Origin of the sequence: Veillonella sp. 3310 (assembly GCF_003999875.1) — a bacterium.
GTDB lineage: Bacteria > Bacillota > Negativicutes > Veillonellales > Veillonellaceae > F0422.
Genome location: NZ_RQVJ01000002.1, coordinates 167,966 through 182,073, shown reverse-complemented (window position 1 = coordinate 182,073; position 14,108 = coordinate 167,966). Strand labels below are relative to the sequence as shown.

The window sequence follows — 14,108 nt, the reverse complement described above, 5'->3', positions numbered from 1 at the left end:
TCTAATTTCCTTTCACTAACTCAGTTATACGGTTTGCAATCTCAGCTAAGGACACAGTTTCTTGTTCAGATGTATCCATATATTTTAAGATGACTTTACCTTCAGCTAATTCATTATCACCAATTATAATAACATATTTTGCATTAATTTTGTTAGCATACTTCATTTGGCTCTTCATAGATTTACCAGACCCTTCCATTTCTGCCTTCACATAGGCATTACGCAAGGTATTCGTAATTCTGAAAGCCTCTTTTTGTGCCATTTCGCCTAAAGCTACTACAAACACAGAATCTTCTTGTTCTTGTTCTGGCAACAGGCCTTGTTTTTCTAAGGCCAACAATAGCCGTTCCATGCCCATCGCAAAACCTACAGCAGGTGTATGTGGTCCATCTAATTCTTCTACAAGACCATCATAACGACCACCGCCAGCTACAGCACTTTGAGATCCCAATGGGGTGTACTGTACTTCAAAAGCAGTTTTCGTGTAATAGTCTAAACCACGAACTAAACGTGGGTTTAAGGTGAATTTCTCGCCAGCCGCTGTTAAATACTCTTTTACATGATGGAAATGATCTTGACACTCTTCACATAAGTTTTCACTTAATTCTGGAACACCGACTGTTAATTGTTGGCATTTTTCTTCTTTACAATCAAGAATACGCAATGGATTCTTGTACAAACGACTTTGACAAAGTTCGCACAACTCTTCTTTTTTAGGTTCAAAGAAAGCAATTAACTTTTCTCTGTACGCAGGACGACAAGTTGGACAACCTACAGAGTTTACTTCCACATTTAAATCTTTTAAGCCTAGGTCACGTAACAATTGCAACACTAAGGAGATACATTCCGCATCAGCACTTGGTGCTTGCGTACCCAATAATTCTACCCCAAATTGGTGGAATTGACGATATCGACCAGCTTGCGGTTTATCGTGGCGGAACATAGGTCCAATGTAGAACCATTTTGTAATCGATTCTTGACCATAAATTTTATTTTCCAAATACGCACGCACCGCAGAAGCAGTTCCTTCTGGACGCAATGTATAGGATTGATCTTTTTTATCCCCTGTAGGAAAGGAATACATTTCTTTTTGCACGATATCTGTAGTTTCCCCAATACCGCGTAAAAATAAGCCCGTTTCTTCAAACATAGGCGTACGAACTTCTTCAAATCCATAGGTCTTACATAATCGACGAATGGTATTTTCAATATAGTACCAATTTCCAAGAACACTTGGCAATAGATCCTGTGTTCCTCTTGGTTTTTGAATAGCCACTAGCTGTCCCTCCAATGTTCATTACTTAGTAAAGTACGTTTCTCTAATAGTCGTTGTATATCTTGAATATACGTATCTACGTCTTTCGGCATGTATTGCTTTTGTTGCCTAAAATCAGTACCCCCAATCCATTTAGACACACTACCTGGTCCTATGGAAAGTATGGACTGACGTTCTTCTATCATTTGTATATTATAGATACTTTCATAATTTGGCAAGGTGTAGCCAATGTTCTCCATTTGCCCCACCATGTATTGTTGACGATACATATAATACGGCATATAGCCTAGTTGCAGCAACGCATCATGAGTTTCATCTAACATGGTTTGCACCACATCCTCAGAAGGGATTTCATTGGCAAAGCGACTCCCATATAATGGACTCCCCTTTTTCAATGCCAAGGTATGGATTGTCACATTATGAGGACGTAATTGTTCTATGTATCGCGCATTCTCATGCATATCTCCCAGGGTCTGACGTGGTAAACCTGCAATAAAATCCATATTGATAGAACAATTTGTATGGCTCGCCACATAGTCATACATAGATAGAAACTCTGCTACGCTATGTCCACGACCAATGATGCGCAACAACTCATCTTGCATCGTTTGGGGATTCAAGCTAATCCTAGTCACCCCGGCATCTACAATAGATTGAACCTTGTTAGCATTCAATGAATCAGGACGGCCTGCTTCCACTGTAAATTCATGGCCCGTTGGAATCACATCCCCCAATGCATGCACAATCTGGTGAAAGTCTCCCTCTCCTAAACTTGTGGGAGTTCCTCCACCCATGTATAACGATTGTACCTCTAAACTATGTGTTTTAACAAGTCTTTTCATATGTTCTATATCACGATGATAGACATCCACAAAGTCTTGTACCTTTCCATAGTTCTGAATCAGTCCATACGGAAAGGAGCAATAGGTACAATGGGTTTCACAAAAAGGGATGCCACTATACAAACTAATCTCCTTAGGAGATTGCTTCATATGTGCCACATAAGGGCGCTCCAACACTGCCACTTGCTCTAATAATTTCCACTTCACATGGCTAATGCTATGGGTGCTTTCCAGTTCTTGACGAACTTGCTCTAAATCACCTAGAGAATCCCATAATTTATGGGTCAACTTAGTAGGACGTACGCCTACCAAGGTGCCCCACAAACTCGTCTTCACACCCAATATACGTCTAAGTTCTGATAAGACTTCTCGACCTATCACTTTTCGGCCCTCTATCGTATCTTTTCCTGAAAGAGACCAAATATGAATATACTCCGAATATAATTCTGGTGAACCCTGTACCTCAGTCTTCAATAACTCATCCTGTATCCGTCTGTGACAGAACAACTGCAACATTAAGTATGTATCATCGTCCTCCATAGCCACTTCAGTACTTGTATACCTAGCTTGCGCCGGCTCATTCACAGGAAGTCTGCTTTGTATAAATGCTCCATCACTAGGCCCCTGTTCACATACTGGAGATGCCACTATTCCACTATACGATACATGGATAATAAAGTCTGGATTTTCTTTCGATGAAAATAGCCCCACTGCTCCGCACTGGTGCGCTATGACGGAACCTAATTCTTGAGGTCCGTCATACCAGTATGTTTTATGCATGTTCTTTTTCAGCTTCTAAAGCTTTTGCTGCTTCATGACAATCACCGCAGAAACCGTATACTTTTAATTGATGGTCTGTTGTGTGGAAGTTTAACTTTTTAGCAATAATAGATTCCAATGTTTCCAACATATCATCTTCAAACTCTTTGACACAACCGCATTTCACACAAATCAAATGATGATGGAAGTGAGATAACTCATCGCTATTCAATTCATAGCGATTACGACCATCACCAAAATCCAAACGTTTCACTAAGTCTAACTCAGTGAACAAATCCAAAGTACGGTAAATCGTAGCTAAGCCGATATCTGGATTATTCTTTTTAACTAAAATATATACATCTTCTGCACTTAAATGTTTTTCTTCTGCTTCAATGAAAGTTTGTAAAATAATTTGACGTTGTGTAGTCAATTTATATTTTTTATCTTTAATACGTTCTTTCAATTTTTCCATTGTTGCTTGTACTTCTGTTGCTTTATCCATGATGCTCCTCTTTCTGTAATACATAATATCTATTAAAATACCATAAGCGCTTCGCTATAATTTGTGCAATGGCTGTGAGTGGTACGGCCGTCATCATGCCGATCATACCAAAGAAATAGCCACCCACAAAAATAGCAGTAATAATCACTAATGGGGGAAGATTAATGACATGCCCCATAACCTTGGGCATAATAATTTGTCCATCTAGTAGTTGTAGAATGCCATATGTAATGGCCACTTTCACCGCTAGAGGACCACTAATAACAGCAGCTAAAATAATGGCTGGTCCTGCGCTAATGAATGGACCAATGATGGGAATCCATTCTGCAATACCCGCTAATACTGCTAATACAAGGGGATAGGGTAAATCGTAACAATAACATACGATAAATGTTAAGCAAAACATATTGCTCGCTAGCAGCAATTGTCCTCGCAAATAACCACCTAAGGTGCGGAGAATATCATTGACTACTTCTTCCAAATGACCTGATGTAGGACTAGAAAAAATGTTCAACACCGCTTGTTTAATACTCCGACCATCTTTCAGTAAATAGAAAGTCAAAATCGGCACTAATAATAATTGTAATAAGGTACTTGCAAAGGATACGATAGCGAGTACGCCTCGTTGTGCTAAGTCTACGCCATAATTACCAATCTTTATCAATGTAGTGTTGATAATGCCTTCAAACTGATGAGGTATAATACTTTCTCCGTCTATACCCTGTAATCCTTTCACCACTGCTACAAATTGATCTAACACATATGGCAAATTGATTAATAATTTAGTTAATTCGCCGATTACTGGTACCATGACATACCGTATCAACAATGTAGAAATCAATGCTACCACGATAAATGATGGAATGATCGCAATCCATCGTGGGCATTGTTTCCAATATCTACTTGCATAGGCTTGTGTGATATTTACTAATGGCCATAAGAGCAGCGTTAAAATGATTGCAATCACTAGAGGAATCACTACTGGCAAGGCAATCAATAAACCGATGCTGGCTAAGACTAATAAAATGCATCGCAGCCAATATTGTATGGTTTTATGTCCCATCCTATCACCTACCGTACAAATGGATTAGATTGCTTTTCGTCACCAATGGTAGTTTGCCCTCCATGACCTGGATAGACCTTTGTATCATCTGGTAACGTGTAAAGCTTTTCTTTAATCCCTTTACTCAACTGTTCAAAATCACCATTGGGAAAATCTGTTCTACCCACTGACCCTTGAAATAAGGTATCACCGGCTAACAAAGTTCCCTCTGTATAGTAACACACACCACCTGGCGTATGCCCCGGTGTTTCTATTACCGTAAATGTCGTATCACCTAATGAAATGGTATCTCCTTCTTTCACATAGCGCACATCATCTACTTTCGCTGTAATGGATCGACCAGAGTAAGCGCTCAAATTCACTTCTGGGTTGGTTAAATACTCCGCATCCCCTTCGTGAATATACACCGGTACATGGTACGCATCCACCAATGTTTGTACAGCCCCAATATGATCACTATGTCCATGAGTCAATAAAATACCTTGCACTTTCATTTCACGACTGTCTAGAATTTCTTTTAACTTCTCCCCTTCGTCACCTGGGTCAGTGACAAGGCATGTATTATCTGCTTCATTATGTGCGATATAACAATTGGTTCCATAGGATCCTAAAGGCATATAATATAATTTCATCTAGTAACTCCATTAAAATTCTTTACTACTATCTAACAGAATCGTCACAGGTCCATCATTGACTAATGATACTTGCATATGAGCTTGAAATTGACCTGTACTCACTGGCAACCCTTTTTCTTTGAAAGCCTCTACAATCTCCAAATACAATCGTTCTGCCATGGTTGGTGGGGCTGCTTTCATAAAATTCGGTCGACGCCCCTTACGAGCATCTCCGTAGAGAGTAAACTGCGAAACTACGCACACCTCACCACCTACATCCATGACAGATAGATTCATTTTATCTTCTTCATCTTCAAAGATGCGCAGATGGCTGACCTTTTCACAAATGTATTGTACATCTTCTGCCGTATCTGTATCTGTCAATCCTAACAGCACTAGTAGGCCTTGCTTCGTCTTACCGACAACAGCTCCATCCACGGTAACGGAAGAAGAACTTACACGTTGCACAACGGCTCTCATGCTTTCCCTCCTCGGTGTACGGAATACACATCTTTTACACGTCGTAGTTTTGTCATCACAAAGTCAAGTTGTGACACATCTTTAATATCTAGCATTAAGTGAATGGTCACATCTTTCGAGTCATCTGTCTTGGCATTGATATTAGAAATGTTAATTTTCATTTCTGACAAGACTGCCATCACTTCCATTAACAAACCGCTGCGATCGTAAGCGTGAACGGACACACTCACTTGGAATTGGTCCTGTGTAGCACCTTCCCAATCAACTTCTATCATACGATGTAAATCATCTGGAGTATGACCAATATTAGTACAATCGGCACGGTGTACAGAAACACCACGACCTCTTGTAATATAGCCAATAATATCGTCACCTGGCACAGGGTTGCAGCAACGCGCCATGCGCACCATCACACCAGATTCCCCTTTCACGAGAACACCACTGCTGCTTTTCTTGGATTTTCCTTGATGTACTTTAAGACGGTCGATGACAGCCATCGTATCTTTTCGCTGTTCTTCCTTAGCTACTTCTTGCTTATGAATATCCACCAATCTGAGCAATACTGTATTCACTGAAAGTCCACCAAATCCAACAACAGAGTACAACTCAGCTTCACCGCCAGCATTCAAAGATTTTCCAATCTTTTCTAGACGACCATTTTTCGTTAAGTCTTTCCAATCATAACCTAAGCGTTTTGCTTCTTTTTCTAGTAGCTCACGACCTTTGACGATATTTTCTTCTTTATTTTCTCGCTTAAACCAATTTCTAATCTTCGTCTTACTTTCCGTAGAGCCGACAATATTTAACCAGTCTAACCGTGGTTTCCCATTTTTAGAAGTAACGATTTCAACGATGTCCCCATTTTGCAATTCATAATCCAAAGGAACAATCTTGCCATTAATTTTGGCCCCTACACATTTATTCCCTACATCGGTATGAACACGGTAGGCAAAATCAAGTGGCACGGTTCCTTTCGGCAACTTCATAACATCGCCTTTAGGAGTGAATACGAATACTTCTCCTGTAAAGACATCTAATTTTAAAGCATTCAAGAGTTCTTTTGGATCGCTTCCGTCTTGCCATTCTAAAACTCGGCGAATCCAACCTACTTTGGCATCAAAATCAGCTTCTGCTTTTCCTTTATTACCTTCCTTGTATCGCCAATGAGCAGCTACACCATACTCCGACACACGATGCATATCCCAAGTACGAATTTGAATTTCTACAGGCTGTCCTTTCGTGCCAATGACTGTCGTATGCAAAGATTGATACATATTCGATTTCGGCATGGCAATGTAATCTTTAAAGCGATAGGGCAAAGGTTTCCACAAACTATGCACTGTACCTAGCACAGCATAACAGTCTGGAATCGTATCTACGATGACACGCACTGCATACAAGTCGTAAATTTGAGATAAATCACGATTGTCTTTTTTCATCTTTTTATAGATACTATAAAAATGCTTTGGACGACCTTTTACATCTGCCTTAATATGAGCATGTTCCAAGGCATCTTTCAACGTATTCATCGTGTCATTAACGATATCCTCACGAGCTTGGCGTTTTTCGCTCATCTGTTGCACTAGGTCATAATATTTTTCTGGTTCTAAATAGCGGAACGATAAGTCCTCTAATTCCCATTTAATATTAAAAATCCCTAAACGATGTGCTAAAGGTGCAAAAATTTCTAACGTTTCTTGAGCAATGCGTTGTTGTTTATCGGGGCGCATATACTTTAAGGTGCGCATATTGTGTAAGCGGTCCCCCAACTTGATGACCACGACACGCACATCTTTCGCCATAGCTAAAATCATCTTACGATAATTTTCAATTTGTTGTTCTTCTTTTGTTTGGTACTGAAATTGATTCAGTTTTGTAACACCATCTACCAAAAATGCCACTTCTGGTCCAAATTGTTCTTCTATTTCTTCCAAACTAACCTCTGTATCCTCCACTACATCATGTAGTAGAGCTGATACCAAGGTAGACCGATCAATTTGTAGTTCACTCAATATGGTGGCAACCCCTAAGGGATGCAAGATATAGGGTTCTCCAGAAGCCCGCTTTTGTGGAGCATGGGCCTTATCTGCTAGTGCAAAAGCGCGCTCTATGACAGGCCAGTCTTCTTCTGGTAAATACGACCGCACACGGTCCATAAATTGTCCATATTCTCGCTCTTTATTAAATGTATGTTCCTGAGGGGTACTTATAGTACTTACCATTATGCTCCCTCCTGACTATATGTCATAAACGTCAAGGATGTGTGAAGTTCCAACTTTTGTTGTATATTCACCCAACGATACACATGACGTCCATCTTCTAATACTTCTTCTTGTAAAATGCCTAATTCTTTGAACACTTCTAGGGCAAGAATAGCTTCTCGGGAAGTCATCTCTTCTGGTCTGCTCTCCAACGTTTCTCGTTCCACAATATATTTGGGTGCTGTCGGAGATCGGAAGATATGTTTCACCACCGTATATAATTTCCGTAAACTATCTACTTCTAATCGCTCTCGTTGCTGTGAAAGTGGTTCCAAATCCTGTACAACAAGTTGTGGTGTTACCACTCCTTGCCATTCATTTTTCTGCAACGAGAACGCCACTTTTACAGGATCGTCGGCAAAGATTTCTTGCATATAATGTGCTCCTTGCCAGGCCACTGCATCAATGGGACCTTGTTGACCTTGTAAAATAATTTTACAATGATTTTTTTGAAAGCCCATAGGATATAGGTTCTGCACACGAATGTCCGGAATCGCAAAAACAGGTGTACTGTTTCCCATGCCGTATGGTTCTAACGTAGCAATTTGATCAATAAGGTCGATACTAATATCTTCGCTACTCATAGTCCCATCAATAGTAACAATTGGAATATAATCTTCTTCTGTTAACTGTGTTCGACAGAACTCGCTAGCCTTTTCTCGTAAAGCATCAATATTATCCTCTTGTATACTAAATCCTGCTGCCTGTGCATGACCGCCAAATTGAATTAATGTATCCCCTGCATAGGTCAACATATCATACATATTACAATGATCAATACTGCGACAAGATCCCTTACCAATTCCATCATGAATACTGATCACCATGGTTGGTTTATAAAAGGCTTCTACCAAACGGGATGCAACAATACCAATAACTCCAGGATGCCAGCCTTCACCAGCCACTACAATACATTGATCCGCCAAACTTCCTTGAGCTAGTACCGATTGATAGGCTTCTTCAAAAATAGCTCGTTCAATCTGTTGCCGTTCTGTATTCGTTTCCTGCAATTCTTCTGCAATTTCCATGGCCTCTGCAGAGTCTGTGGTAATCAGCAATTCTACAGCTCGAGTCGCATGGGTCACACGTCCTGCTGCGTTCAATCGTGGGGCTAGGGTAAACCCAATATGCCCCGCTGATAATGGTTTACCTTCTAGACCAGCCACTTGTACTAAAGCTTGAATCCCTACATTAGGGGACTCTGTCATTTTACGTAAACCTTCACGAACAATAATCCGATTTTCTCCTACTAAAGGAACCACATCGGCCACCGTTCCTAATGCCACAATATCTAAATCTTCACGATATTCTTCACCGGTACGACGTTTCCATAAAGCTTGGCACACTTTAAAAGCAACTCCTACACCAGATAAGTTTTTATCAGTATAGGGACAGCCTGGCTGCTTATGGTTGACTACCGCTGTAGCTCGCGGTATTTGCGGAGGCGCCGTATGATGATCCGTAATCACCATAGACACCCTATCCCGCACAGCCTCTACAATATCATAAGAACTAATACCACAGTCTACAGAAATAATTAAATCTACCTTCTGAGATATTAAATATTCTAAGGCATCTAGGTTTAGACCATAGCCTTCACTTTGTCGCTCTGGAATATAATAGGTTACATTCGCTCCTAAGCGCGAAAAAAAACGGTACATTAGTGATGTAGCAGTAATCCCATCCACATCATAATCGCCGTAAATCACGATGGATCCGTTCATAGCTAAGACTCTTTCAATCTCTTCCACAGCCTCTGCCATACCTTTTAACATAAAAGGATCTAATACATCATCCATTGTGCTATATAAGAATGTTCGACCTTCTTCTACAGTAGTAATCCCACGGTTTGCTAATAAATGAGAAACAATAGGATGCACTGCTAATCCAGAGGTCAATTGAGATTCTACGTCGTCTTGTGCTTCCGCAACATTCCAACGTTTACCTTTTCGTTTATCTAGTTTCATAAGTACCTCTTGGATGGATATTTCTTTCATTATCATTATCATTATTATACATGAAAGTTCAAGCATTTTCAATAAGTATCATTATTAAAAATATAATAATTTGCTTTTATTATGATATATTATGATAAAAGTAGTGCTTGTAATTAAACTTCTTTACTCCTCAATTATCAATTTCAACTCCAAAAAACCACTATAACAGATGTGAGGACTACTCGTATATGAGCATCCCACACATTTAGCATAAAACAAAAAAAGGTTGTACCTAAATGCATGTACAGCATTTCAGTACAACCTATCCTAGTTCTAATTATAAAGGATATTACATCCATTACTTCTATGGAGTCATATACTATCATCATTACAGAGAAATCAAATACTCATGTACTACGATGACTACACAGGAAGTATTTCCCTATATACATTATCTCAGATGATTCCAAATAACTTCATGCTTAGGTTACCAAAGAAGAAATGGAAGATATAATTCAATACGGAAATATAAAATCCTACTTTCCACCAGGTCACTTGTGGCACGTAGTGACTGCCAAAGAAGATTGGCGTTACCCCAGAGCTATAATGTGTCAACGTACAGCCGGGGCTATTCATCAAGCCAAACATTAAAATCGCATAAGGAATTGGTGCTCCCAAGGCAATTAAGATAGACGCAAAGGCAGAAAATAAGGCTGTAATACGAGCGGTACCACTGGCGAAGAAATACTGCGAGTATACAAAGACTAACGAAATAATCAATGCCGCCCACTCCCAAGACATACCACCTAACATAGTGCTGACGAATTTTGCAAAGACAGCTACAACGCCTAATTTACCAAGCAATCCAGCCATACCTACTAGAGTACCCATCCAGATTAAAATATCCCAACCTATGGTTTCTTTCAAAATATCATCCCATGTAAGACATTCGCTAATGACACAGGCTAGTACGGCCATAATCGCAATGACCGTCGCATGTAAACCCGTAATTGTCGTAGTAGACCAGAGTAGAATTGCCCCCACAAAGATAGCTGCTACCTTTTTTTCCATCGTCGTGATCGGACCTAGTTTATCTAACTCTTCACGAGCCATAGCTGGAGCTTCTGGTGTTTCTTTGATTTCAGGTGGGTAAATCTTATAAATAAACCAAGGCATGATAACCATACTGAGCAAACCAGGCAAAGCTCCTGCTAAAAACCACTCCCACCATGTCACAGTGTAGCCAAATAATTTTGCTCCTAAAGATGTAATCAACAAGTTACCACTACAAGCGGTCAAGAATACAGTCACTGTACAGGCATTTACTGTGTGAGCCGTAGTCATTAGGTAGGCTCCCATGCGACGTGCCGTTTCTCCTGGTCTCGAATCAAAGGCAATAGAAATATTTTGCACGATAGGATAGATAATACCACCTCCACGAGCAGTATTAGATGGAGTAGCCGGAGAAATAATTAAATCTGTCATCGCCAAGGCATAGGCTAAACGCAAGGTACTCGTACCGAACCAATGAATTAAGGTATACGCAATGCGTCGCCCTAATCCAGAGTTAATAATTCCTCTAGAAAAGAAGATAGCCGACACGATAAGCCATACATTAGGCTCTGCATAGCCTAATAACGCTTCATTCATCTTAATCGAACTAGTAGCGACTGCCCCCGCAGATCCCATAAATGCCATTACCCCAGTGGGATATGGTCGTAGTATAAAGCCCACAATAGTAGCTGTAAAGATAGCTAATAAATGCCATCCTTGATCTGAAATTTCTGGCGTATGTGGCAAATACCATATGATCAGTGCCACAGCTACCACTCCCAATAGTCTTAGTAGTTTATCCATGTAGTATCATTCCTTTCTTTATTAACACATTTCCTCCAGAGACAACAAAAAACCCAGCACCATAAGGGTACTGGGTTCTGTAATCGCCAAATTAACGTTTGGAAAATTGAGATGCTTTACGAGCTTTTTTAAGACCGTATTTTTTACGTTCTTTCATACGTGGGTCACGAGTCAAGAAGCCAGCTTTTTTAAGACCTTGACGAAGTTCGCCATCAACTTCTAATAATGCACGAGACACACCGTGACGAATTGCACCAGCTTGACCGGATGGGCCACCACCAGCTACAGTTGCCACAACGTCGTATTGTTCCAAAGTGTTTGTTAATACCAATGGTTGTTTAACAATCAACTCAAGAGTTTGACGACCGAAATATTCATTTAATTCGCGTTTGTTTACAGTGATTTTACCTGTACCCGGTACCAGACGAACTCTAGCAACGGAAGATTTTCTACGACCAGTGCCGTAGTATTGTGCTACTGCCATTATATGTTCCTCCTCCCGGTATTAACGGATATCTAATTCCAAAACTTCTGGTTTTTGAGCAGCATGTGGATGCTCTGCGCCAGCGTATACATTCAATTTACGGTATTGTTGTGCACCCAATTTATTTTTTGGAAGCATACCTTTAACTGCCATTTCGATTACACGCTCAGGATGTTTTTCCAACATCATAGCAAGTGTAGTGAAACGGGATCCGCCTGGATAACCAGAATGACGGAAATATTCTTTTTGTAATAATTTTTTACCTGTTACACGAACTTTTTCTGCGTTCACAACGATAACGTGGTCACCAGTGTCTGCATGTGGTGTAAAAGTTGGTTTATGTTTGCCCCGAAGAACTTTAGCAACTTCGGCAGCAAGACGTCCTAAAGTTTTACCTTCAGCGTCAACAACATACCATTTGCGTTCAATATTGTTCGCATTGGCCATAAATGTAGTTTTCATGCTGCTTTCCTCCTAATAACAAGAATGTATTAACAGAAGCAATTGCCACCTTCCGGGGCTAGTGGAAGTCCGTACAAATTGCTTACCGAAATATTATACTCAAAACACAGTAGATATGTCAAGGTTTATCACAAAGATTTCTTCAACAACCAATCGATATCCGCTTTCTCTGGAGTTACAATGAATTGGTGTTCTCCAAATTTTTCAAACCCATAGCATTTATAAAAATGTTGGGCTTTGTAATTTTTCTCCCAAACGCCTAACCAGGCCCAGTCAAAATCACCCGACTCAGCGATACGCAAGGCTTTTTCAAACAAGGCTTTGCCCACCCCTTGTCCATGGTAATCTTTCAGCACATATAGACGTTGTACTTCAAAGGCATTCACTAGTTCACGTTCTGTTTGTGCATCGCCCCAGTTCACCTTCAAATATCCTGCTAACTCATCTTCTACATATGCTAAGTACGTTTCACTCTCACTGTCCCCTAACTCACTTTTCAATATATTATGGTTATAGGTCTCATCAAAAAAAGCTTGTAATTCCTCTTCTGTATTGTCATGGCTGAAAGTTTCTCTAAAGGTATCAGCACATAATTTAGACAACGCAGGAATATCTTCCTCTTTAGCTCTTACAATGGTGACTACAGAACTAGTTCGCTCTTGGGCTTCCCCTAAAATACGCACCTCTGGTTCCAACTGCACTCCATGACCTGCATAGATCCTTTTTTGCACTTCATGAATCACACCTAGTACATCATTAGCGGTAGCGCCTCCACGATTGACTACGAAACCCGCATGCTTCACAGATACTTCTGCGGGCCCTACGGATAAACCTTTTAAGCCAGTTTGGTCAATCAACGTTCCTGCATAATACCCTGGTGGGCGCTTGAAAGTAGACCCTGCGCTGGCATGCTCCAACGGTTGTTTAGATTCTCGTTTTTCTGTCAGTTCATCCATTCGCTTTTGGATGTCATCGGGATTTCCTTCCTGTAATTCCATAGTCACACGAACGATAATTTCATGATTCTCATGAAAGCGACTATGACGATAGGCAAACTGCAAGTCTTCTCGGTTATAGTGATGTAAGTGTCCCTGCATATCTACCGCATCCACACCGATTACCACTTGATCCATTTCTCCATCGTAGGCACCTGCATTCATGAACACAGCACCTCCCAAACTACCGGGAATACCGATGGCAAATTCCAAGCCACTTAAACTTTCACGTTGAGCATATTCAGACACTTCTTTCAATGTATATCCTGCGCTCATAGTAATCGTTGTGCCCTCGTGATATTGTTCCTCTTGTAATTCTTTCAAGCAAAGCACAACGCCACGCATGCCACCATCTTGGATTAGCACGTTAGAACCTAGGCCTAGCACAAAAGGTTCTATTTTATGGTCGTGTAGTACACGCATGCAATCCTGCAACTCTCGTATAGAATGAGGTAGTACAAGCAAATCTGCAGGTCCCCCTATTTGAAAGGTAGTGAAAGGTGCCAACATCGCATCCCTTTGAATGCGATCTACTGGAACCACCTGTTGCAATGCTTCCCATACAGCGTTCAT

The 14,108-nt window shown here is 40.5% G+C and carries 12 protein-coding genes and 1 pseudogene; all 13 read right to left on the bottom strand.

Going from position 1 to position 14,108, the window contains the following annotated elements; translation table 11 throughout:
• Nucleotide 1 precedes the first annotated feature (1 nt).
• A complete protein-coding gene (gene hisS / locus EO127_RS04375; protein WP_127448172.1) occupies nucleotides 2-1,276 on the bottom strand; it encodes a histidine--tRNA ligase in 1,275 nt (424 codons plus the stop codon).
• Nucleotides 1,276-2,898, bottom strand: a complete 1,623-nt coding sequence (gene hemZ, locus EO127_RS04370) for a coproporphyrinogen dehydrogenase HemZ (protein WP_127448171.1) — start codon at nucleotides 2,896-2,898, stop codon at nucleotides 1,276-1,278. Before hemZ ends, hisS begins: the two co-directional genes overlap by 1 nt.
• The gene (locus EO127_RS04365; RefSeq protein WP_127067997.1) at nucleotides 2,891-3,382 is read right to left on the bottom strand and encodes a Fur family transcriptional regulator; all 492 of its coding nucleotides are present in this window, start codon (nucleotides 3,380-3,382) and stop codon (nucleotides 2,891-2,893) included. The genes hemZ and EO127_RS04365 overlap by 8 nt, the downstream gene beginning before the upstream one ends.
• On the bottom strand, nucleotides 3,375-4,445 hold the full coding sequence (locus EO127_RS04360; protein WP_127448170.1) for an AI-2E family transporter: 1,071 nt from the start codon (nucleotides 4,443-4,445) through the stop codon (nucleotides 3,375-3,377). Before EO127_RS04360 ends, EO127_RS04365 begins: the two co-directional genes overlap by 8 nt.
• A gap of 8 nt (nucleotides 4,446-4,453) precedes the next feature.
• Complete coding sequence (locus tag EO127_RS04355; RefSeq protein ID WP_371412860.1) at nucleotides 4,454-5,062, bottom strand: MBL fold metallo-hydrolase; 609 nt, start codon at nucleotides 5,060-5,062, stop codon at nucleotides 4,454-4,456.
• Between the two features lie 27 nt (nucleotides 5,063-5,089).
• Entirely contained in the window at nucleotides 5,090-5,539 is a 450-nt protein-coding gene (gene dtd / locus EO127_RS04350; RefSeq protein WP_127448168.1) for a D-aminoacyl-tRNA deacylase, read from the bottom strand.
• Entirely contained in the window at nucleotides 5,536-7,695 is a 2,160-nt protein-coding gene (locus tag EO127_RS04345; RefSeq protein ID WP_371412859.1) for a bifunctional (p)ppGpp synthetase/guanosine-3',5'-bis(diphosphate) 3'-pyrophosphohydrolase, read from the bottom strand. Before EO127_RS04345 ends, dtd begins: the two co-directional genes overlap by 4 nt.
• A gap of 65 nt (nucleotides 7,696-7,760) precedes the next feature.
• Complete coding sequence (gene recJ / locus EO127_RS04340; RefSeq protein WP_127448166.1) at nucleotides 7,761-9,767, bottom strand: single-stranded-DNA-specific exonuclease RecJ; 2,007 nt, start codon at nucleotides 9,765-9,767, stop codon at nucleotides 7,761-7,763.
• A gap of 426 nt (nucleotides 9,768-10,193) precedes the next feature.
• On the bottom strand, nucleotides 10,194-11,594 hold the full coding sequence (locus tag EO127_RS04335) for a DASS family sodium-coupled anion symporter (protein ID WP_127448165.1): 1,401 nt from the start codon (nucleotides 11,592-11,594) through the stop codon (nucleotides 10,194-10,196).
• Nucleotides 11,595-11,685: 91 nt separating this feature from the next.
• Nucleotides 11,686-12,078, bottom strand: a complete 393-nt coding sequence (gene rpsI, locus EO127_RS04330; RefSeq protein WP_009352806.1) for a 30S ribosomal protein S9 — start codon at nucleotides 12,076-12,078, stop codon at nucleotides 11,686-11,688.
• Between the two features lie 21 nt (nucleotides 12,079-12,099).
• A complete protein-coding gene (rplM, locus tag EO127_RS04325; RefSeq protein WP_009352918.1) occupies nucleotides 12,100-12,540 on the bottom strand; it encodes a 50S ribosomal protein L13 in 441 nt (146 codons plus the stop codon).
• A 128-nt stretch (nucleotides 12,541-12,668) separates the two neighbouring features.
• On the bottom strand, nucleotides 12,669-13,223 hold the full coding sequence (locus EO127_RS08830; protein ID WP_240646011.1) for an N-acetyltransferase: 555 nt from the start codon (nucleotides 13,221-13,223) through the stop codon (nucleotides 12,669-12,671).
• Nucleotides 13,206-14,108 (bottom strand): annotated as a pseudogene (murB, locus tag EO127_RS08825) (UDP-N-acetylmuramate dehydrogenase); the annotation flags it as partial. The gene EO127_RS08830 and the pseudogene murB, both read right to left, overlap by 18 nt.